The following is a 20,864-nucleotide window of genomic DNA, read 5'->3' on the forward strand; positions in this document are numbered from 1 at the left end:
GCTGAATTAGCAACCATATCAAAACCCAAGAAATTCAATTTTTATCAACTTGACAAAAAATACCAGATATTACGCTTAGAGTTATCTCTGGGAGTCCTGTCTCTTGTCAGTTTGGTTTTAGTTGGAACGATTGGTTACCAATGGATTGAAGGTTGGAATGGTCTGAATTCTCTATTTATGACCATCATGATACTTACCACGGTAGGATTTGGGGAGACGCCTCCCCTTGATGATAAGGGTCGTGTTTTTGCGATCTCATTGATCCTACTAGGATTGATAAGCATTAGTTATATTGGTAATCGGTTTACCCAAGCCTTGTTTCAGGGTTACTTTCAAGAGGTTATTCGCTTACGACAACAGCAAGAGATTATGGAATCACTAAATCAACACTATATTGTCTGCGGCTTTGGAAGAACGGGACGACAAGTAACTTCGGAGTTTGCGGAGGAAGGCGTACCTTTTGTGGTTATTGATAACGATCCAGAACAGGTTCAGGCAGCCAAACACATGAACTATAAAACCATTTTGGGAGATGCTACTTTAGATGAGGCCTTACAGAGAGTAGGAATTGAACGGGCGATCTGTTTGGTTTGCACCCTACCTTCGGATGCTGAGAATCTCTATACAGTTTTATCTGCGAAGACACTCAATCCTAAGGTGCGGGCGATCGCGCGGGCCAGTAACGAAGAAGCCATCCAAAAGATGCGTCGTGGTGGTGCAGATGAGGTAATTTCCCCCTATATCACAGGTGGAAAACGTATGGCAGCAGCAGCCCTTAGACCCCAAGTTATGGACTTTGTTGATGGTATTCTGTCCAGTGGCAACCGTTCTTTTTATATTGAAGAATTTCGCCTCGATGCAGACTGTCCTCTTGTGGGTTTCACATTACATGAAGCCCGTTTGCGATCGCAGACAGGAGCTTTGGTGTTAGCAATTCGCAGAACGGATGGGAACCTTTTGGGTGGACCTAGTGCGGATACGATGCTAGTAGAAGGTGATTTACTGATCTGTATGGGAACATCAGAGCAACTAAGAGAACTCAATCAAATCCTTTCTCCCCTAAATCGCCCCCACAAAGCTCCTCGCCTACCCCGCAGTACTTAGCTTTGACTACGTTCAGCTAATGTAATTTGGGTGATTGGCGATCGCTAATCCATATCAACAAAACCACAGGTCACACTTCCGTTTGTAGAACCTTCCCCATTCACAAGACAAGCAATTCTTTCTTTGTGACTCAACATCACCACTCTATCTGGCAAAGGGTTAGGAGCGAGGTCATAGACGACTTCTGATGCAAGAACAGCCAGTTTTACGTTAGGATTTGCTTCCTTGGTCAGATTCCACGATTCACAGGTAGCGGCATCGATCGCGAAGGAGAGCTGATTAGATGGCTGTTTTTTTGTCGCTGCACAGCTTAAGGTCTCTTGGGCTTGATGGGGTTCGAGCTGTAAAGAGGCAATAGCAGTATCGGCTTTAGCAGGGGTAGCGAAGGTAATCGTAGCGATCGCGGCAATAACGGCAAAAATTCTTAATTTCATGGCTTTCTCTCTGGTGTGGCAAATTCGTGAATTTTCGATTCTACCCACTGCATACATGATCGCGCTTAAACTGCTGCTACGCTTCTTGCAAGGGGAACATCGTGAGGTCTATCAAGTGGACGATTTTAGCTAGTGGCTATCTGAGGAGCTATGACTTGAAGCATAGCTATTCGGCAAACTAGGAGATATTTCCCATGCAGCTTCAAGTTTCGCAACTTGCTGATGAGGAATGCACCGTCTGGAAGCGCCCAGCGAATATTCAAAGACCTTGCCCGTCGTGGTACAGATCGCAATGGAGTAATCGCAACTTGCACAACGTGTTTGAACAAGTTCTTTGGTAGCAAAGTATTGTCTTTCGGCGTAGTTACCACAGTTTGGGCAGCGGACGATTTGTATGTTTTCCATTTTTTTGGCGAAGGGTTTGTTGCCTGTAAATGTCGATGTATGTATCATCGCTGGATCTTTAAGCTGACAAGGTGATACATGTAGGTGTCGCAGGTGATGTTCGGCAACGTCACCTGCGATCGAGATCACACAGAATATTTCCCCTAAAACTGCTAGCCTTAAAGCTAAGCATCTATTTACGAAATACATACCCGTATTGGAAAAAGACTATGAAACTAGGAATCTTTGCTACAACTGTCCTAACTTCTTGCTTTTTCATGGCTACATCTGCCCAAGCAGCCAATCCTAACCATATTCGTCAACTACTTCAAACCAGAGAGTGTCGTTACTGTGACCTCTTGCGTGCCAATCTCAGCCTCTCCAATCTTAGAGGTGCCGATCTTAGAGGTTCTGACCTCTACAGCACCGATCTCAAATATTCGGATCTGCGAGAAGCAATTTTAACGGGTGCAAACCTCTACAAATCGGACTTAAGGGGAGCCGATCTAACAGGCGCAGAGATTACAGGGGCTGATTTTAGGGAAGCAAATATGTGTGATGCGATTATGCCCGATGGTACAAAATCAAAACAGGGCTGCCCTGAGTCTTTAAATACAACGCCATCAAAATAGTTTTTTGTGATTCGAGTTCGGATTACCCAACCTGAAACGATTTGAGAATCGAGCAAAAATGTTCTGGATGAGAATTTAGGAGTAAAAGTCTCTGCACGCCAGTACAAATCTGCTTTAACTCCTTGCTTGGCATGGATATTTAAAAACAATATGTTTGGAAAAACTTGCCTCTAGCAGCTTTTTGTCTTGGCTTGCGAATACACGATGAGATTCCTAAAAATGTTTAGTTGTGTAGAATTATATACAAAGCCTTGAAAAAGGCTGAAGGGAACAAGCAATTAACGCAGTAACACCTTAAGCTGTGTTAGATTCCCGACATATCTATACATACATAAAAGCGGAGATCCGCAGCATGATTGATGCCGTCATTATTATTACATTTATCCTAGCAGGAGCAGGAACTGGCTTTCATGGAGTTGACCTCCTGCCAATTCAAGTTCTGGCTCAAATCAATTCTCAAGGGTTTCGTTGGGTAGCTCTGGGGTCAGGTGCCTTTGTTGGGCTAATTTTGGGCATTGTGGCACAAAATGCCTATCGCAAACTTGAGATTAAAGTTCGTGCCATGCCCTTAGAAACGCTCTTGGGGCGTGCGGTTGGCTTGGTGATGGGTTTACTCGTTGCGAACTTAATGCTCGCACCCCTATTTTTGCTTCCGATCCCAGATGATTTTTCGTTCTTTAAGCCACTACTGGCAATTCTCGCCAGTATTATGTTTGCCTATACTGGCATGACCCTATCGGATACCCATGGTCGTGCGTTGTTGCGTTTGGTCAATCCCAATAATGTTGAGAGTGCTCTGCTTGCTGAGGGAATTCTCAAACCCGCCACGACCAAAATTTTAGATACAAGCTGTGTGATTGACGGGCGCATTCAAACCTTGATGGATACTGGTTTTTTAGAGGGGCAGTTACTCGTACCACATTTTGTGATTCAAGAATTGCAAACGATCGCCGATAGTTCCAACGATCAAAAACGGGTAAGAGGCCGAAGAGGTTTAGACATCCTCAATAATTTGCGTGATGAGTACAGCGATCGCATCGTGATTCACCCTGCTGACTATGACGATATCCAAACAGTCGATGCTAAGCTCGTGCGTCTGGCGCAAGAACTCAACAGTACTTTGATCACCAATGATTACAATCTCAACAAGGTGGCACATCTACAGCAGGTTGATGTGCTAAATGTAAATGACTTGGCTCAAGCTCTGCGCCCCACCTACCTACCCGGTGATAGCCTTAACCTCAAAGTTCTCAAGGAAGGCAAAGAGGCAACCCAGGGAATCGGTTACCTTGATGACGGCACGATGGTGGTAATTGAGGAAGGGCGCAGCTACGTGGGTAAGCAACTTCATGTTGTGGTTACGAGTGCCTTACAAACCTCGGCAGGTAGGATGATTTTTGCGCGTCCTGAAGCGATCGCAACCGTTTAAAAGCTAGAATTGGAAATCTAGTTTGAAGTCTGATTTAAAGTTAGAAATTCATAAAATTGATTGGGGCTTTAACCTGTGGCTGATCTGCAAACTTCTCAACCCCATTTGCACAGACAGCTAGTTTCTGGAAAATTAGGTTGGGGTTGGAAACAAGCTGCAAGACTAATTGGTGCCAATTTTTTGCTGACTGCTGGGTTTATTTTGCTTGGAGCGATCGCTCCGATTTTGCAAGTTAATCGGTCAGAGTTAAACATTGCCTTACTGATTTTTGTTGTCCTTGGGATCGTTTTTTCACGAAATATTGCCAAGTCGGTCTTAGAAGCCTGTCGTCAAAATTTACCCTTCAACGTTCCGCAAGGTCTTTTTGTAGGTGGATCGATATTCGGACTAGTTTTCTTTGTACTGTTGGGGATCGGTTCTAGGCAAAGTGAGACGCAGGTTTTAGACGCGCCAGTTACCATTGCCCTGATTGCGTCTTGGTGGGTAGTATTGGCAGCTTTCTTAATTGGTGTTGCTTTGTGGCTATGGTGGTGGTCATCGAGGGGAAAGATCGCGCCGACGAAAAATGAAGCTACGGCTTCGGAACACTTAAATGTGATTACCTATTCCGATCAGACAGTACTAATTAGCCCGACTTCTCTAACACAGCAGCCGCGTCAGTTTAATAGTGCTGTAGTTTTAGTGTTGAGTCTTTTCTTTTGGACGATGGTAGATTTACCAATTGGAATTAAAGCAATTTTAGCGATCGCGATTGCCGCATCAGGGCTTACGGGATTAAGTACCTGGCAAATCCACTTACAACCATTGCAACATATTCTTTCCCTTCGCTTTAGCGGGCTGTGGGGACTACAGGCAAATTACACCATCGACTTGCGAACATTTTCGCGGCTGGCGGTTGTAAAAATGCAAGAAAGCGGCGGTGAGATTAGTTGGATGCAGCTATCGGGAAACGAGACAGAAATTACACTGCCGACTGCGATTACTGCCAACTACATCAAAACGAACGACGAGGACGAAGATGAACTCGGAAAAGCGTTACGAGATAAAGTTCACTTGGCACGTCACGATACCAATCGCGATAGTTTAGGGCTGGTTGGGGTGTTACTGCCCCAAGGAGCTGGGATCTTAGCGGGAATATCTTTACTCGTGATCGGCGCAGCAAGCTTATTTCTTTTGCCTTTGCCCGAGCGAATGCCGCTTGAGGGTGCAGTGATTTTGCTAGGTATTTGCTTGCTAAGTCCAGCGATCGCTCGATCCGCACTGAACTTGGTAGCTCCCAATATTCTTGCGCCCGATGCTTCTCGACAAGTCAATCATCTCCAAATCTGGGAAATTGGCGCAGCTTTAACGATCGCAGCAATTATTGTGCCGTCTTCTACCCAAGGAACTTTTGTTTTACCATTACTCTTTCTTGCCTGTGCTTGGTTAAGTTTTGGTGTAGGGGCTTGCATTTTGACCTTGACCCGCCGCACGCCCATTGTGAATACCGTTTAGATATTCATACAAAAAGCGCGGCTGAACGTCGCGCTTTTTGTAGTTCAAAATTTACACCACTAATAATTGCGCTTGAAAGAGTCAAGCCAAGCACGAATTTGTTCAGCGGCGATATCTCTGCCACCCAGACCAAATGCCAAGGCGATCGCTACGGCAATTGCACCCGTAATCAGCCCAAAGGCAAGATCGACAATATTGCTAGCCACACCAATTTGTTTCAATGCCATGGCTGAAATCAGGGCAATGATGGAGATACGAGCCGTATGTCCGAGAATTTTGGCTTGACGACTGCCCGAACTGGCAATCAGTCCATAGGCAAGGTTTGCCAGATAAAGACCGATCCCAAACACAATCACACCACTCAAGATTTTGCCAGCAACCTCAAGGACGCTAAACACAATTTTGGTGAGTGCAGCAATCTGCAACACATCAGTAGCTGTACCGATCGCAACCAGCATAATTCCCACCAACACGATAATTCCCACCAACTGCGAAGGCGTTAGTTTGGGTAAAGCCACCGTTCGATCTGGATCGCTAGATTCATCGATAGGTTGAGTAGGTTCTGAAGTCCCAGTCAGAGAGGGTAAACCTAACCAGCCCAGAATGTTATTAAAGCCCAAGCTGGTCAAGATATTGGTAACAATATCTCTTGCGAATTGTCCGAAGAAGTAAGCAACAGCCAAAATCAAGCCAGCCACAAAAATCTGAGGTAGATATTTGAGTGATTGATCGAGCATTGCCGTCGCAGGACGAGAGACTGATTCAATTTCTAGCGCTTCGAGGGAAGCGATCGCCGTAGGAATGAGAATGAAGACATAGGCAACCGTGCCTAGAACCTGAGAGAGCGATTGACCACCACCCGCCTGTGCCGAACGAAACTGCGGTAACAGACGATCTGCCCCAGCGGTAGCCAAAAGATTGGTTAAAATTCGGCGCACAGTTTGCGCAATCAACCAACCAACCGCAGCGATCGCGCCAGCCTTGACGATCTTAGGTAATGCGCTCAGTAATTGGTTGACGAGATTTTGTAACGGTTGCAGGGCTTGCTGTAGACCGAGGGCATCTAAAATTAGCGGCAAAAATAGCAGCAAAATAAACCAATACAGGGCATTGGCTAGGGTTTCGCTGAGCGGTAACGCATTACTGCTTTCTGCCGTGTTACTTACCTGCTGTCCGAGGCGATCGTCCAAACGGGCAGAGCGCATGTAACGCGATATTAGAATTTTGCTAACCGTCGCCAATCCCCAAGCGATCGCTGAGAGCAGTGCTGCCCCAGCTAACTTAGGAATAAAGGTAGTAATTTGCCCCAAGAAGCTATTCAGTGGAGCTGCAACAGCATCGAGTTTTAGAAACTGGAAAAAACCCACCAGCGTAAAGATTGCAATCAGCCAAAATGCTGCCGTACCAATCCATTTCTCCACGGGAGGCGAACTCGTACTATCTTGTCCAGTCAGCCATTGAGCAATTTTATTGTCAAGACTGGTGCGTTTAAAAAATCCTTCCGCTAAAGCTGAGACCACAATAGCGACCAAAAAGCCAACGACTAAGATAGCGATCGCTAAAATCAGCTTGACTAAAGGACTTTCAGGATTAAAATCAACGCTTGAAGGAAGTTGCCCCACTGGGCTAATTGGAATTTCAGGGAACTTGGTAATTGCAAAATCGGATCCAAATATATTCATTCTGTTTCGCTCCGAAACTCAACACAACTAGGACGCAAGCAGAAATAATTTGCAATAAAAAGCTACGTTTTTGTCACTTTGACAGGTGACTGTTTGATTTCATAAGCGAAATGATTGATTTCGTTATAAAACGCAATGCAATATTTCATGCGATCGCCTTATTTATATTAAAGTCCTATCGCAAAAAAGCGATGTTATCTCGATCTTGCAACGTATATTTTAATATGCGTCTAAACCCACGAGAATCCAGAAACGCTCGCATAAGCGGGCGTTTCTGGATTCTTATTATTTACTTATACCGAATCGGCGAAAAATCTAAGAATATTTTGTGGAATATCCCCGTGCGATCGCATCGCAGCGTTCGTTATCTGGATCGCCTGAGTGACCCTGTACCCATTCCCATTGAATTTTGCCCGAATTTAAGCGATCTAAGGTCTGCCAGAGTTCTTGATTTTTGACAGGTTTGTTGTCTTTGGTTTGCCAGCCATTTTTCTTCCAGCCCTTAATCCATTTGGTAATGCCATCAATCACATATTTACTATCAGTGTAGAGGACGATCGGCTGGGTTTGCGACTGCTTTTCATAAAATTCCAAAGCTGCGATCGCGGCTTGCATTTCCATTTGATTATTGGTCGTATCTTTTGTCCCACCACCCAGTTCTTTAACAGAGCCATCGCCAAAATGGACAACTACTCCCCATCCCCCTGGACCTGGGTTTTTAGAGCAGGCTCCATCGGTGTGAATGCTGGTGATTTGAGTGGACGCATTGGAATTGGAAAATAAATTGGAAGCGATCGCAGGATTCGATTCTGGAACTTCTTTCTTCATTACGACGGGCTCGATTTCTTTCTGCTCGATCTCTTCGCTATCTTTTTGACTATCTGTCGGTTGGCAGCGAACGACCTCAACCGCAACAGAACCTTGAAAACCAGGAATTGGTGGATATTTGATCACCCGCAATTGCACTTGTTCGATTTTAGTGTCTTCTAAAAGGCTCTCTGCGATCGCGCCAGCCAAACGTTCGATTAGCTTAAACTTGGAAGTTTGAATCAGATACTCAATTTTGCGAATGCTCGAACGATAATCAAGGGTGTCTTCGAGGCGATCGTTGCGCGAAGCTGCTTCAAAATCCACCCACAGGGTGGCATCGACTTCAAACCATTGTCCTAAAACATTTTCTTCGGGTAACAAGCCTACATAACCGTACGCACGCACACCTTTGAGGTAGATTTTATCTGTCATATAGTCAGTAGTTAATTGTCGGTTATTAGGAAACTCAATGAGCGATTTCTTGAAGGGAAAAACTAACCCAGTATAAATCTAATCAATCAACGTTGGTTGCGTTGGCATTTCATCAACACTGATACACTTAGCTCTTGGCTTAGATGAGGACTTTGCTTGGGGTAAACCTAGCGCTTTTAAATATAGTGGTATCGCGTGATCTAAAGTGAAATGCTGTTCAAAATAGCTGCGAGCATTTCTGCCGAGATAGTCATGCAGTTGAGGGGTTTGCGCCAACATCCAAATATAGTCCGCTAAGCCTTGAGCATCACCATTGCTAAAACAACGACCACAATTCCCTAGATCGATAATTTGCCGAATATAGGAATCTTGAGGGCAGATTGCAGCCACAGGTCTACCCGCAGCCAGCGTGCCATACAGCTTAGAAGGCGCTACAACACCTTCAACATTTGACTTTAAACTCACCAAAGATAGATCGCAGGCAGTTAGGGAATAGGGCAGAACCTCCCGATCTTGATAGGGGAGTTTGATCGCATTGGGCAATTCCCCTGCAGCGATCGCGGCTTGGATGCGATGACTGCCCACCCCATCTCCAATAAAGACGAACTTAATTTGGGCTTTATCATTCAATAGTCGCGCTGCTTGCATAATGGTGATCTCATCATGGCAACGTCCCAGATTGCCTGAATAAAGTACAACAAATGCATTCGTCAAGCCATGTTCCCGAATGAACCAGTTTCGCTCCTTGGGAATGGGCTTAATCAATTCATTATCAGCCCAACTATGAATTACGTGAATTTTGTCAGCAAGTTCGCCATGCCGTTGAATGAGTAATTGTTTCATGGGTTCGCTTAGCACGACCAGAGAGTTGGCTCGTCGCCACACTCTCAGGTTAATGGCTTCCCAAAGCTTGACAATCCATTCGTCTCCCTTAACCACATTTAAACGCACGGCAACTTCAGGATAGATATCGTAGATTAAGCAGGTATAGGTGTGACCGCATAGCTTATTGTAAAACCAACCTATCAATCCTAAAAATGGGGGTGCGGTTGTGATAATTAAATGCGAACCTCGCGCGACTTTGGTTCTAAATTTAATTGCACAACGAATCCAGAACAGCAGACTGCCGATCAACTTGCCCCGAATGCGTTTGGGCATGGCTTCGGTTGAGCCTGTGCGATTGATCAGGACGCCATTACGATATTCTTGCCTCGCTACATCCGTTTGCTTAAAGGCATAGCTAGGCATCCCCGTAAACACATTGACACTATATCCCTCCTTTACCAAAGCACCTGCTAAGTCATGCACAAACTGCCCTGTTGCCGCATAATCTGGTGGGTAAAACTGCGTGATGATGCTTAAGCTTGGCTTCAAGTCAAAACACTCCCTAAACCTTAAACATTAGGATGGAGAAAACGACCAGATCTAAACGATCTAGTTCGTAAGCTGTAAATTTACTAGCCCTAAAAAAAATAATTACAAAATCTATAACGTATGCAGCTTAGAATACCCCTGCCCCAAACATACATTTCAGGTATGTGTTAGAAGTTTTTAGCGACTCGATTTATTAACCCTTAGCGACGCGGTATTTCTATGCTGACTCAACACTGGGGCTCAGGTTATCATATCTGCTCGCTCTTGAAAAGTTATCGGTAAAGTCTCAAGACCCTAGGGCATAATTTTACAATTCCCCACAGGATTCGTCCAATTGTGAAATTTACACTGAAATTTAGCGGTATAGCTAAATTGAATCCCCCTTATACCAATTTCTCTTGAATTTGCGACAGATCGGGTTTTGCGTTCCGCGCAGCGCGCGGTCTTTTCAAAAAAATGCTTTGCTTCATTTTTTGAAAATGGTATTAGATCGCTCAGTCGATCGCTCAATATAGTAGTCTGAGAATGATTATCATTAATTGTACTGCGATCTCACGCGAGGTTTTATGTGGGAAAAGTTGCTAGAGCCATTGAGCTATGGGTTTATGCAAAATGCTCTGGTAATTGGCATTTTAATCGGCATTCTCTGTCCCATCGTCGGCACATACCTGATCGTGCAACGCATGTCCCTGCTAGGCGATGTCATGGCGCATTCAGTTTTGCCCGGACTGGCGATCGCGTTTTACCTACGTGTGAATATTCTAATTGGGGCATTTGTCTCAGGCATTATTAGCGCCTTTCTGATTGCTTGGATTCGCACTCAAACCCGTGTCAAGGTCGATGCAGCAATGGCATTAATCTTTTCTAGCTTTTTTGCCCTGGGCGTTATGCTGATTACCCTATTACGCAACAAGTTAGATCTAGATAGCTTTTTGTTTGGCGATATTCTCGGTACGACGGTCGAGGATGTCTGGCGAACTGCGATCGTTACAGCGATCGTGCTAGGGCTGGTTAAGTTGTTTTATCAGGTGCTTTTGTACTACACCTTCGATCCATTGGGGGCCCAGGCGATCGGCTTGCCCGCAGGGTTAATCTATCTAGGCTTAATGTCAGCGGTGACCCTAACCATTATCGCCAGCATGCAAACGGTCGGCGTGGTTTTGGTGGTGGCGATGCTGATTGGTCCTGGCATTACGGCTTATCTTTTAGTCAAACAACTCCATCACATGATGCTCTTAGGGGCTGGAATTGGTGCTACTTCTAGCATTGTCGGATTGTATGTCAGCTACTACTCCAATACTCCCTCTGGTCCCGCGATCGTGCTGGTAAGTTTTTCGTTGTTTGTTCTTGCCCTGATGTTTAGTCCTTCTCAAGGGATTTTGACCCGCCCTGAGATTGGAACTCGCTCTACTAAATTTTTGCGGATGTTGAAAGCGATCGCTTCTCGTCACATCAAATAATCTTGCACGATCCTCACCTGTGGTTTGACGCTTATCGCTAGGGTAACTCCAGTGCAGACTTTAGGCAAATATTGACCTCTTGCATGCTCGAATCAGGTAGACTCCCCAACTTCCGTAAAATCTTGTCCCTATTTAGCGTCACCAAATTGAGGCAGTTAATTACAGAGTCTTGCCTCAAGCCAGATTCTTGCCCCGCTTGCGTGGCAATCTCGATCAGTAATTGTGTTGGTTCTAAAGCTCGCTGTGTCTGGCTCGTGATTTGAACCACGATTGTATTATTGAGTCGTTGATTGTCGCGATCGCTCTGGATCACAAGTACAGGACTCACTTTTGTTAAACTGCTTGAGGTATAGGGATAATCGATCAATACAACATCACCACGTTGAACGTTCATATCTGTTTTAGGGGATAGAGATGGATCGATTTAACTTAACTGCTGGCAAAATATGAATATTTAAAGAATTTTTGTCAATCTTAACGGGAGCTACTGAGGGGAGTGATTAGAATGTAGGTAGGTTTACGTAACAAACCGCTAAAATCTTACATCCCATTCACAACTACCCCACAACGTACCCCCTATGACATCAGAATCTATAAGTGTCCTGCAGCCCCAAGATCCCAGCCTACTTAGCCAAGACCTCGCCTATCAAATGACCATGACTGCCGCTATAGTAGCCGACGATCGCAAAGCCGAGGATATTTTAATTCTGGCGATCGGGGAGGTATCGGTACTGGCAGAATATTTTGTGATCGCCACAGGTTTTTCTAAAGCACAGGTCAGAGCGATCGCCAATGCGATCGAAGGCAAACTTTCTGAAGATTTTAATCGCGTGCCCCGCCGCACCGCAGGTGAGAGTGAGGCAACTTGGATATTACAAGACTATGGCGACGTTATGGTGCATATCATGATGCCCACAGAAAGAAAAACCTACGAGCTAGAAGCCTTTTGGGGACATGCTCCCAAAGTAGCATTGCCCGAAAAACAATTGGTCGAGCAGTTAACAAACAGTTAACAATTAACAATTAGCAACAAACAGCGCTCCTTCATACTTGATAATTATTAACTGGTAGTTGATTACAAATTCACTGAACTATGAAAGTAGGCGATCGCATTCGTGTCAAAGAGTCTATTAAGGTCTATCATCATCCCGAACATAAAGGCTCTGCCTTTGACATCAAAGGTCTAGAAGGAGAAATCCTCCAAGTGATCGCAGACTGGCATGGGCGACCCATTAGCCCAAATTATCCTTTCGAGGTTAAATTGGGTGAAAAGTTCAAAGCTCATCTTTCTGATTATGAGTTCGAGTTGATATCTGAATAAACTCAAGCATCAAACTTGGGGAGATATATAACTCCCTAAGTTTTTGCATTCAGAATTTTGAGTGGTAATCTATAAATCACTTTTCGCGGATTTGCGCTATGCAAGCAGCACTAATTACGCTTTTGTTTGCGCTCCTGACAGGGAGCTATCTATATAAGTCAGCTAGAGTGATTCCACAGGATAAGCAATCTCTAGTGACGCGATTGGGACGATATCACAAGACGCTCAAGCCAGGGCTTAATTTTGTTTTCCCTTTAATCGATAAAGTTGATTTTGAAAGAAGTATTTCACAACAAACCCTAGAAATTCCGCCGCGTTCTTGTACGACCAGTGACGAAGTAGCAATGACGATTAAAGGAACTGTTTATTGGCAAATTACAGATCTCTACAATGCTCGATACAATATTGAAAAACTCGAACAGTCCTTAGAAAATTCCTTTGCTGCTGAGATTCAGGCTCAAATTGGCACCTATTCAATCGAACAGGTCATTGTCTCCCAGACCGAGATCAGTCAAAAACTCTTAGCAGATTTAGCTGAGGATAGTCAAGATTGGGGTATCACGATCAAGAGAGTTGAACTGGGGGATATTATGATTCCCGAATCAGTGAGAACCTCGATGGAAAAGCAAAAGGCAGCAGAAATAGAAAGCCGTGCGACCGAACTGCGATCGGAAGGTGAAAGAAAAGCCGAAATTAATAAAGCTGAGGCAGAAGCTGAGGCTAGAAGAGTTTTAGCTGATTCCGAGAGAGATGTACGCTTCTCTGAAGCCAAGGCGTTGGCGGAAGCGATCGAATTGGTTTCGCAAGCGATCGCGAAGTACCCCCACGGACAGGAAGCCATGCAGTTTCTGTTGGCGCAAAACTATATTGATATGGGTAAGGCGATCGGACAAAGCCCTAGCAGCAAGGTGATGTTCATGGATCCCAAAACCGTGCCTGGGATGGTGCAGTCTTTACTTGCCATGGTAGACAAAATTGGCTCGCCACCCGACGGCAAGCAACCATTTGGAGCAAGCGGAAGCGTTCGCGATTGGGCAGGCAATCAAGATTTGATCGACCTAAGCAGTAGTATCAAAAAATCTAGCTTCCTTGACAATCCAGAACAAGATGCTGATAAGAATTAATTCGATTTATACTGGTTAACAGCTAGCTTTTTAAGATTTCATGACCGTTGCCGTACTAACTACCCATGATCGCAAAACTGCCATCATCACAAGTGACCTTCCACCAATTTCTGGAGCAATACCCAGAAGACGGTCGTTATGAGCTGGTCGATGGAAAAATTGTGAGAATTTTAGCAACACGACAGCATGATGACGTGGCAGATTTCATTGCTGACATCTTTAAGGCTGAGGTCAAACGACTCAATCTCAATTACAAAGTCTCCGATCGCATTGTGATTGCCACAGAAACCAAAGATGGCATCATTCAAGGCAGACATCCCGATCTAAGTGTGGTCGATCGCGATCGTTGGCGGTCTGAACGAACGGCTTACACTGCTTTACAGGAACCGATTCAATTAGCTGTAGAAGTCGTATCTGCCAATTGGGAAGATAACTATATCGATAAGCTCGTTGAATACGAACGTCTAGGTGTTTCTGAATATTGGATTGTTGACTATCTAGCTCAAGGAAGCAGGGCTTATCTTGGCATTCCCAAACAAGCCTCTGTTTTTGTCTTTGTTTTGAACGCTAGCAAGAGGTTTGAATACTCTCGTTTTCAGGCTGATGAACCGATTGTCTCGCCAACATTTCCCCAGTTAGTCCTCACGATGAACAACATCTTGCAGGCTTAACATTCCATTCCTCCCATAAAAAAAGGAGCTTGTCAGGGCTCCTCAGAAGATTTATTTGGAGAAATTTTGCTAGAAACGCTAGTACGGAAACTTAGTTGATTGAGGTTAGCAAACTGATAAATCCTTGGTCTGTGCCATATTCTATGGCTAACAACAACACAAATCCAATCATGGCAAACCGACCATTCCACTTTTCTGCAAACTCCGTAAAGCCAAAACGGGACTCTTCATCAATATAAACAGGTGGTTCGTAAGCGAAGTTGTTTAAAAGTCCTCGGTCGTCTTTGATTACGGTGCGCTGGGTCATGGCTGTTTGTGTTGAATTCTATGTTAACTAATGTAACAAAGACTTTACTTAACTTCATCTTCCTGAGGGCATAAGTCTGGCAAAACCCCATACATTTCAGTTAAACGATCTAGCTGCCCCAACCCTGAGGATTTTAAGAGATCTTTCTCTCCCGGAATTGGGGGCTGGGGGGGCTAACTACCAATGCCTAGTCGCTCTGCGACGGCAGGGGTCAATGGCAGCAGAGTGAAGAGCATCCAAAACAGGGCAACCAGCCCTAAGGCATCGCGATCGCTATCCAGCTCAGAAATCTCATTTAGCATCGGACGCTCTAGATCGCGCAAAAGAATCAAAATAATACCAGCCCAGTAAAGTGCTAGAGGATTAATTAAGGTCGCGATCGCTAAAAATACCAAGGTTAAAGCCGTCGTCCATCCTGCTGTTTTGCGCCCATAAACTGCTTGGACGATTCTGCCACCATCTAATTGTCCCGCAGGCATTAAGTTCAGCGCTGTAATCACCGAGCCTAGCCAGCCCAAAAGTACTAAAGGATGAATGCTAATCAGATCGACATGCAAAGCATTGCCAAGGATCAATTTCGCCAGTGCCCCCACAAGTGCCGAAGCTTGGAAAATCTGACTGGGAATTTCCACCCCACCCAAGCCTTGAGCCGTTAAAACTAGACCCACCACCAAAATCAGTAAAGATAACAGTCCACTGGCAAGGGGAGCAGCGATCGCAATATCAAATAAAGCCTTACGATTGGGAATCGGTGATTGGATGCGGCTAAATGCCCCAAACGAACCGAGTTGTGAAGATGGCAGCAAAAACGGCCAACTCATTTTGACCTGATAGCGCTTTGCCATCCAACGCATTGCCAATTCACGGCAGACCAGAATCAAGATAATGCCCAAACTAAAAGGAATAGCAGCAAAGAATTGTTCGGGATGTTGAGACAAATCTACCCCTGCAATTTGTCCGCTCAGCGATAAAGCCGTGTAGGCATTGGCAAGCACCAAAATACCGACTAGCACCTTTTGCGGAATTCCTTCATCCACCAAGTTAAGGCTATGCGGCAGCACAATCACCACAGGTCGTTTTTCTTGACCTTCGACCAAAAATAGATTGTAACGATCGCCGACGCGATCGCTTAAGGATTTCGATAGCCGTTGATGCACCTCTTCGGCATCCCCACGCAAATTTCCTCTAAAAATTACGCCCTCTTGATAGGGAATTGTTTCCGTTGCATAAAATGTCTCAATCCCAAAAATGCCTTGAATCAATTTTAGATCGTTGGCTGGGATCGGTTTAAACTTTGAGGCTTGTTGTAACTTCAGCTTTTCAGCCTGCATCCCCACCTGTGGGGGCAAGATCTCTGGGGCTTGCGTTTCAGCAATGGCAGCAAGATTTTCTGGCTTATTGGACGTGCGATCGGTCTGGGATTTTCCATTCAGGGCTGTTTTTCGCACTTGGCTGCCTAAAATCACATATCCCACCGTTGATGACACGAGTAAAAACAACAGTGCCGCAAAGCTCAAAAATACACCCGATAAAATTAAGCCAAAGTAAATCACCCAAGGTGACATTAAAAAGACGAGTTGCAACCAAGATAAAATTCCTAGCTTGCCAAATTGACGGGAACGATAGTACCCCCAAGCTAGCAAAGCTAAGGTGAGTGTAAAGATTGCTAAAGGAATGAAAAGCGTTGGTTTCATAATAATTAAAGTTATAAGAACTAGCGTATCTCACAAAACTCTGAATTGCTCGTTAGCTTAGAGACTCTGTGCTGTTTCGATCGCTTTAGTCCTCATTTTCTAAATGCTCGATCGCCTGAATGCTATATGATCGCATTTGTAAAAGAGTAAATACATTACCGTTAATTAAATTGGCAAATCTATTAATTAACTCAAATTTAACTCAATTAAAATATGTGTAGAGTGGTGGCGTGGGCATTCTAGTTGAAAACGTATCAAAACAATTTGGCGACTTTCAAGCCTTAGACAATATTAACCTTGAGGTCAAGAATGGCTCACTCACAGCACTTTTAGGACCTTCGGGGTCGGGTAAGTCCACCCTACTAAGACTGATCGCTGGTCTTGAAACCCCCGATCGGGGCAGAATTTTCATTACAGGACAAGATTTTACCTATCAAGACCCCCGCGATCGCAACATTGGGTTTGTGTTTCAACACTATGCCCTGTTTAAACACATGAGCGTGCGTCAAAACATTGCTTTTGGGCTAGAAATTCGCAAAAACCCCAAGCAAAAAACTCAGGCAAGAGTTGATGAATTGCTAGAACTAGTGCAATTAAAGGGGCTAGGCAATCGCTATCCTTCTCAGCTCTCTGGCGGTCAACGGCAAAGAGTAGCTCTAGCCCGTGCCTTGGCAGTAGAACCACAGGTTCTCTTGTTGGATGAGCCCTTTGGTGCTTTAGATGCTCAAGTTCGCAAAGAATTGCGGGCTTGGTTGCGCCGCCTGCATGACGAAGTGCATGTCACCAGTGTATTTGTCACCCACGACCAAGAAGAAGCGATGGAAGTTTCTGACGAGATCGTGGTGATGAATAAAGGCAAAATCGAACAGATTGGCAGCCCCGCTGATGTTTATGACAACCCTGCCACATCCTTTGTCATGAGCTTTATCGGTCCTGTAAACATCGTTCCCGCCCACAACCAAATTGCTGCGAATAGCAACAACAATTCCAATCAAGATCACGTGTTTATTCGCCCTAGAGACATCTTGATTGAAACTGAGCCCAACGATACAACCATGCCTGCGCGGATCGATCGCCTCATCCATTTGGGTTGGGAAGTTCAGGTAGAGTTAGTAATGGATGACGGACAGGTTCTTACTGCTCACCTCAGCCGCGATCGCTTTGATGAGTTGCAATTGCAACCCCAGCAGGCAGTTCACATCAAACCTAAAGATGCTAAGGCTTTCCCACTAAACTATTCCATTTAGCAAACTCTAGTTTGTCCAAAAGCTTTAAGCAAAGAGAAAAAATTAAGTAAAAGCTCAGGAAAATACAATCGTGCCTACCTTAAACATCGATGAATCATTGATCAGGCAAAATACCACCGATCAGTCTTTTCAGCGCGGTCAAGAATATGCGCGATCGCAGGCAGTCCGCGATTTGATTTGGCGCGATCTGACTTTACAAGCCTCGGTGGCAGGCAGTAGACCCTATCGTGTAGCGATTCGGTTTAATGCTCAAAGAGGGCAATCAGCGACCTGTTCTTGTTCCTATGACTTCGGCGGTTGGTGTAAGCATATTGTGGCTGTCCTGTTGGTAGGAATGCAGCAACCCGATCGTATCGAAGAGCGCCCAGGTCTAGACCAAATACTTGAGCGACTGGATCTAGCACAAACAAGGAAATTACTGCATAATCTCGCTGCCAAAGTACCCGACCTGATCGATCGCATAGATTATGAAGTGGAACTCATAACTGCTAGCAAAGGCAATACTGCCAAAGTATCTAAATCAAAAGTTAATCAAGCGGGAACTCAAAGGGTAAAGATCGATCGGACTCCATTTCGCCGTCTAGTGAGTTCTATCCTACGAGATGCATTGCGTAGCACAGAATATGGCTATGATTATGATGAAGATCCTTTGAGTGGCGTATTAGATGGAGAAGTTGAAAAGGCAAAACAATTTATCGAAGCAGGAGATAGTTTTAGAGCTTTTGTGATGTTGTATGCGATCGCTGAAGGATTAAGCGAATATGTCGATGAAATTCAAGAATATTATGGCGATCTGTCTGACTTAGTTTGGAATACTGATGAGGCGATGTCTGAGGCAATTCTCTGGACAGATTTTTCGGTGGAAGAGCGCCAAAAATGGAAAGATGAGCTTGAAGGTACGCAAGATTTGCTCGGTACGGGACTGGATCTAAGCTTAGCGGCATTAGCACAGGGATGGGACGATCCGCAGGTGCAAGCGGCTTTGCGTGGTGAGCAAAGTGACGATATCCCCAATGAAGAGAGATCTCCATCAGAGAATTTTGTGTATAGATTAGGGAACATACGTTTGCGGATTTTGCAGGCGCAAGAGCGTTTTGATGAGTATCTCAATTTTGCCAAAGCCACGCACAATACTTTAGATTATGTGAATATGCTGCTCCAAAGAGGCAGGCTCGATGAAGCGATCGCTGCCGCCGAGAATGTGCAAAACGGTGATGAAGCATTTATCGTGGCAAAAAAGTTATTGGAATATAGTGCAGAAAAGCAAGCCCTGCATATTGCCAGCAAGGGATTGCTTTTCCAAGCGCAAAGGGTTGAACCCTATCGATCTGCCGAACTGGCAAGTTGGACAGCTAATCTAGCCGAACGATTGGGTGAAGTGACGATCTGTCTCAATGCCAAGATTACCGCCTTTAAGCTGATCCCTTCCTTGAAGGATTATCACAAAATTCGCGATTTGGCGAAAGAGCAATGGAGTTCAATGCAGAAAGATTTGCTGAAGCACTTGAAAACAGATCGGTCGTGGGGACCCACTGAGGCAAAGGTTGATATCTTTTTAGAAGAAGGAATGCTCGATGCGGCGATCGCAATCGCTGACACGAGTAGCTGTCGAAATCACACGAGATTGCGCGTCATGCAGGCAGCAATTGCAGCTAAACCAAAGTGGGTGATTTCAAAAGCACAGGCTTTAGCCGAAGATATTCTCAATCAGGGCAAATCGGATGCCTATACCGATGCGATCGCATGGTTAGAGCAAGTTCGGAATGGATATCTCGCGCTCAAAAAGGAAAAGGAATGGCGTAATTATCGCGATCAACTTACTAGTAAGTATGGACGCAAGCGTAAATTTATGGACTTGCTAAATCGTAATGGTCTGCAAACCTAAATGGTATGACTAGGCTTGGCAGCAGAACTTCCTTTTTTCTTTCGATCGCTTAACAAGTCTTACCGATTTTCGGAATTACAGAATCGTTGAACTCTGTGCGATCGCTGCACGATCAATTTTGCTATCTTACGATATGATAATGATTATCATTTTTACGACCCAAGTATACTCATGTCAGCCAAGATAAACCTTTCATCTGTTCTTAGTGCTGGACTAATGGCGATCGCTACCAGCCTCGCTGCTTGTAATTCCAGAACAGAAACTATTTCAAATCAACAAGAAAGCAGCCCTACAGCAACTGCCAAACAGATTCCATCAGCAACAGAAAAATCTGAGAAACTTCCCTTAGTCGTTGCCACCAACTCTGTCACCTGTGGTTTGACCAAGCAAATTGCCGGCGATACGATCGACCTCAAATGCTTAATTGACCCAGGTTCCGATCCCCATGTTTATCAGCCTAAACCTGAGGATCGCAAAGCGATCGAGTCAGCGCAGCTTGTCCTATATGGTGGCTATGACTTTGAACCAAGTTTAATCAAACTAATTCAAGCAACCTCAAGTGCCTCGCCCAAAATTGCTGTTGATGAAATTGCCGTCCCTAACCCGCAAAAGTTCGAGCAAGATGGCAAAAACGTTCCCGATCCTCACGTTTGGCACAACGCCCAAAATGGCATTGAAATTGCCAAGACAATTAGCAAAAATTTGACTGTCCTCAGACCAGACAAATCTGAGACCTATGCAAAAAATACAACCAAAATCACGAATGAGCTAACGCAGATTGACGGTTGGATTAGATCCCAAATTGCCACAATTCCTGTGAGTTCGCGCAAACTCATAACTACCCATGATGCCCTTGGTTATTACGCGAAAGCTTATAACCTTCCGCTTGAAGGAGCGCTTAGTGGTATTAGTACGGATGAGCGACCTACCCCGACTAGAGTGAAAGAACTAGTGAAAGTCATTAAGGAATCCAACGTTCCCACCATATTTGCAGAAATCACAATCAATCCCAAACTGATCGAAGCTGTTGCTAAAGAAGCAAATGTCAAAGTTTCAGAACGAGAATTATATGCTGATGGTTTAGGCGAAAAGGGCAGTGAGGGTGAAACCTATGCAGGCATGTTGATTGCCAACACCCGCACAATTGTTGAAGGACTGGGCGGGAAGTATACACCTTTCCAGCTTAAATAGCCCGATACTAAAGAGCTATCCTTACAATTCGCATGGGTTCAGGTTTGGAGGATATTCTGGTTTCCTAGCAACTTGGCATAGCTCTATCTTTAGGCATATTTTTATGAATTTTTTTAAATCCTTTGAAAATCCATAGCTCAAAAGTCACCGCGTCTGGTATCATCTCGTCCTATCAAGTCGCTGCGCGTT

Annotated in this window: 21 protein-coding genes; 13 read left to right on the plus strand and 8 right to left on the minus strand. The window is 44.8% G+C overall.

Features of this window, described 5'->3' with window-relative positions; translation table 11 throughout:
* Positions 1–66 precede the first annotated feature (66 nt).
* Positions 67–1,104: a potassium channel family protein gene (locus ACP2WE_RS16575; protein WP_425216749.1), complete on the plus strand. Its 1,038-nt coding sequence runs from the start codon at positions 67–69 to the stop codon at positions 1,102–1,104.
* A gap of 44 nt (positions 1,105–1,148) precedes the next feature.
* Here ACP2WE_RS16575 and ACP2WE_RS16580 read toward each other — a convergent pair whose 3' ends face one another.
* Positions 1,149–1,538 (minus strand): hypothetical protein, encoded by a 390-nt coding sequence (locus ACP2WE_RS16580; protein WP_425216662.1) that lies wholly within the window; start codon positions 1,536–1,538, stop codon positions 1,149–1,151.
* On the opposite strand from ACP2WE_RS16580, the gene ACP2WE_RS16585 reads away from it, so the two are divergent.
* Positions 1,537–1,671 carry a hypothetical protein gene (locus ACP2WE_RS16585; RefSeq protein ID WP_425216663.1) on the plus strand — a complete coding sequence of 45 codons (135 nt, stop codon included), beginning with the start codon at positions 1,537–1,539 and terminating at the stop codon, positions 1,669–1,671. The genes ACP2WE_RS16580 and ACP2WE_RS16585 overlap by 2 nt on opposite strands.
* On the opposite strand, the gene ACP2WE_RS16590 is transcribed toward ACP2WE_RS16585, so the two are convergent.
* Positions 1,668–2,072 carry a hypothetical protein gene (locus ACP2WE_RS16590; RefSeq protein ID WP_425216664.1) on the minus strand — a complete coding sequence of 135 codons (405 nt, stop codon included), beginning with the start codon at positions 2,070–2,072 and terminating at the stop codon, positions 1,668–1,670. The genes ACP2WE_RS16585 and ACP2WE_RS16590 overlap by 4 nt on opposite strands.
* Before the next feature lie 128 nt (positions 2,073–2,200).
* On the opposite strand from ACP2WE_RS16590, the gene ACP2WE_RS16595 reads away from it, so the two are divergent.
* From ACP2WE_RS16595 to ACP2WE_RS16605, 3 genes are all read left to right on the plus strand, one after another.
* Complete coding sequence (locus ACP2WE_RS16595; protein WP_425216665.1) at positions 2,201–2,554, plus strand: pentapeptide repeat-containing protein; 354 nt, start codon at positions 2,201–2,203, stop codon at positions 2,552–2,554.
* 352 nt (positions 2,555–2,906) lie between these two features.
* Positions 2,907–3,983, plus strand: coding sequence for a PIN/TRAM domain-containing protein (locus ACP2WE_RS16600; RefSeq protein ID WP_425216666.1), 1,077 nt, complete (start codon positions 2,907–2,909; stop codon positions 3,981–3,983).
* Between the two features lie 75 nt (positions 3,984–4,058).
* A complete protein-coding gene (locus tag ACP2WE_RS16605; RefSeq protein WP_425216667.1) occupies positions 4,059–5,477 on the plus strand; it encodes a hypothetical protein in 1,419 nt (472 codons plus the stop codon).
* 59 nt (positions 5,478–5,536) lie between these two features.
* Here ACP2WE_RS16605 and ACP2WE_RS16610 read toward each other — a convergent pair whose 3' ends face one another.
* The 3 genes from ACP2WE_RS16610 to ACP2WE_RS16620 form a co-directional block, all read right to left on the minus strand.
* A complete protein-coding gene (locus ACP2WE_RS16610; RefSeq protein ID WP_425216668.1) occupies positions 5,537–7,159 on the minus strand; it encodes a mechanosensitive ion channel in 1,623 nt (540 codons plus the stop codon).
* Positions 7,160–7,474: 315 nt separating this feature from the next.
* Entirely contained in the window at positions 7,475–8,401 is a 927-nt protein-coding gene (gene rnhA, locus ACP2WE_RS16615) for a ribonuclease HI (RefSeq protein WP_425216669.1), read from the minus strand.
* A 78-nt stretch (positions 8,402–8,479) separates the two neighbouring features.
* Complete coding sequence (locus ACP2WE_RS16620) at positions 8,480–9,775, minus strand: glycosyltransferase family 4 protein (protein WP_425216670.1); 1,296 nt, start codon at positions 9,773–9,775, stop codon at positions 8,480–8,482.
* Positions 9,776–10,341: 566 nt separating this feature from the next.
* Here ACP2WE_RS16620 and ACP2WE_RS16625 point away from each other — a divergent pair.
* Complete coding sequence (locus ACP2WE_RS16625; RefSeq protein ID WP_425216671.1) at positions 10,342–11,235, plus strand: metal ABC transporter permease; 894 nt, start codon at positions 10,342–10,344, stop codon at positions 11,233–11,235.
* A gap of 37 nt (positions 11,236–11,272) precedes the next feature.
* Here ACP2WE_RS16625 and ACP2WE_RS16630 read toward each other — a convergent pair whose 3' ends face one another.
* Positions 11,273–11,629: a type II toxin-antitoxin system PemK/MazF family toxin gene (locus ACP2WE_RS16630; protein WP_425216672.1), complete on the minus strand. Its 357-nt coding sequence runs from the start codon at positions 11,627–11,629 to the stop codon at positions 11,273–11,275.
* Between the two features lie 184 nt (positions 11,630–11,813).
* On the opposite strand from ACP2WE_RS16630, the gene rsfS reads away from it, so the two are divergent.
* From rsfS to ACP2WE_RS16650, 4 genes are all read left to right on the plus strand, one after another.
* Complete coding sequence (gene rsfS, locus ACP2WE_RS16635) at positions 11,814–12,248, plus strand: ribosome silencing factor (protein ID WP_425216673.1); 435 nt, start codon at positions 11,814–11,816, stop codon at positions 12,246–12,248.
* Positions 12,249–12,328: 80 nt separating this feature from the next.
* Positions 12,329–12,556 carry a ferredoxin-thioredoxin reductase variable chain gene (locus ACP2WE_RS16640; RefSeq protein WP_425216674.1) on the plus strand — a complete coding sequence of 76 codons (228 nt, stop codon included), beginning with the start codon at positions 12,329–12,331 and terminating at the stop codon, positions 12,554–12,556.
* 98 nt (positions 12,557–12,654) lie between these two features.
* Positions 12,655–13,680: an SPFH domain-containing protein gene (locus ACP2WE_RS16645; protein ID WP_425216675.1), complete on the plus strand. Its 1,026-nt coding sequence runs from the start codon at positions 12,655–12,657 to the stop codon at positions 13,678–13,680.
* A 65-nt stretch (positions 13,681–13,745) separates the two neighbouring features.
* A complete protein-coding gene (locus tag ACP2WE_RS16650; protein WP_425216676.1) occupies positions 13,746–14,351 on the plus strand; it encodes a Uma2 family endonuclease in 606 nt (201 codons plus the stop codon).
* Between the two features lie 91 nt (positions 14,352–14,442).
* On the opposite strand, the gene ACP2WE_RS16655 is transcribed toward ACP2WE_RS16650, so the two are convergent.
* Both ACP2WE_RS16655 and ACP2WE_RS16660 read right to left on the minus strand, forming a co-directional pair.
* Positions 14,443–14,658 (minus strand): CAB/ELIP/HLIP family chlorophyll-binding protein, encoded by a 216-nt coding sequence (locus ACP2WE_RS16655; protein ID WP_425216677.1) that lies wholly within the window; start codon positions 14,656–14,658, stop codon positions 14,443–14,445.
* 173 nt (positions 14,659–14,831) lie between these two features.
* Positions 14,832–16,352, minus strand: a complete 1,521-nt coding sequence (locus ACP2WE_RS16660; RefSeq protein WP_425216678.1) for a site-2 protease family protein — start codon at positions 16,350–16,352, stop codon at positions 14,832–14,834.
* 230 nt (positions 16,353–16,582) lie between these two features.
* On the opposite strand from ACP2WE_RS16660, the gene ACP2WE_RS16665 reads away from it, so the two are divergent.
* The 3 genes from ACP2WE_RS16665 (at position 16,583) to ACP2WE_RS16675 (ending at position 20,675) form a co-directional block, all read left to right on the plus strand.
* Positions 16,583–17,599: a sulfate/molybdate ABC transporter ATP-binding protein gene (locus ACP2WE_RS16665; RefSeq protein WP_425216679.1), complete on the plus strand. Its 1,017-nt coding sequence runs from the start codon at positions 16,583–16,585 to the stop codon at positions 17,597–17,599.
* Between the two features lie 70 nt (positions 17,600–17,669).
* On the plus strand, positions 17,670–19,484 hold the full coding sequence (locus tag ACP2WE_RS16670; protein ID WP_425216680.1) for an SWIM zinc finger family protein: 1,815 nt from the start codon (positions 17,670–17,672) through the stop codon (positions 19,482–19,484).
* 171 nt (positions 19,485–19,655) lie between these two features.
* Positions 19,656–20,675: a metal ABC transporter solute-binding protein, Zn/Mn family gene (locus ACP2WE_RS16675; protein ID WP_425216681.1), complete on the plus strand. Its 1,020-nt coding sequence runs from the start codon at positions 19,656–19,658 to the stop codon at positions 20,673–20,675.
* Positions 20,676–20,864: the final 189 nt, after the last annotated feature.

The sequence above is a fragment of the Tumidithrix helvetica PCC 7403 genome (assembly GCF_965232925.1).
GTDB lineage: Bacteria > Cyanobacteriota > Cyanobacteriia > Pseudanabaenales > Pseudanabaenaceae > Tumidithrix > Tumidithrix helvetica.

Coding starts and splice junctions, on each gene's coding strand:
- ACP2WE_RS16660 (WP_425216678.1), bottom strand. CDS start 16,352: ATGAAACCAACGCTTTTCATTCCTTTAGCAATCTTTACACTCACCTTA.
- ACP2WE_RS16610 (WP_425216668.1), bottom strand. CDS start 7,159: ATGAATATATTTGGATCCGATTTTGCAATTACCAAGTTCCCTGAAATT.
- ACP2WE_RS16650 (WP_425216676.1), top strand. CDS start 13,746: ATGATCGCAAAACTGCCATCATCACAAGTGACCTTCCACCAATTTCTG.
- ACP2WE_RS16645 (WP_425216675.1), top strand. CDS start 12,655: ATGCAAGCAGCACTAATTACGCTTTTGTTTGCGCTCCTGACAGGGAGC.
- ACP2WE_RS16630 (WP_425216672.1), bottom strand. CDS start 11,629: ATGAACGTTCAACGTGGTGATGTTGTATTGATCGATTATCCCTATACC.
- ACP2WE_RS16655 (WP_425216677.1), bottom strand. CDS start 14,658: ATGACCCAGCGCACCGTAATCAAAGACGACCGAGGACTTTTAAACAAC.
- ACP2WE_RS16580 (WP_425216662.1), bottom strand. CDS start 1,538: ATGAAATTAAGAATTTTTGCCGTTATTGCCGCGATCGCTACGATTACC.
- ACP2WE_RS16600 (WP_425216666.1), top strand. CDS start 2,907: ATGATTGATGCCGTCATTATTATTACATTTATCCTAGCAGGAGCAGGA.
- ACP2WE_RS16625 (WP_425216671.1), top strand. CDS start 10,342: ATGTGGGAAAAGTTGCTAGAGCCATTGAGCTATGGGTTTATGCAAAAT.
- rnhA (WP_425216669.1), bottom strand. CDS start 8,401: ATGACAGATAAAATCTACCTCAAAGGTGTGCGTGCGTACGGTTATGTA.
- ACP2WE_RS16640 (WP_425216674.1), top strand. CDS start 12,329: ATGAAAGTAGGCGATCGCATTCGTGTCAAAGAGTCTATTAAGGTCTAT.
- rsfS (WP_425216673.1), top strand. CDS start 11,814: ATGACATCAGAATCTATAAGTGTCCTGCAGCCCCAAGATCCCAGCCTA.
- ACP2WE_RS16595 (WP_425216665.1), top strand. CDS start 2,201: ATGGCTACATCTGCCCAAGCAGCCAATCCTAACCATATTCGTCAACTA.
- ACP2WE_RS16675 (WP_425216681.1), top strand. CDS start 19,656: ATGTCAGCCAAGATAAACCTTTCATCTGTTCTTAGTGCTGGACTAATG.
- ACP2WE_RS16585 (WP_425216663.1), top strand. CDS start 1,537: ATGGCTTTCTCTCTGGTGTGGCAAATTCGTGAATTTTCGATTCTACCC.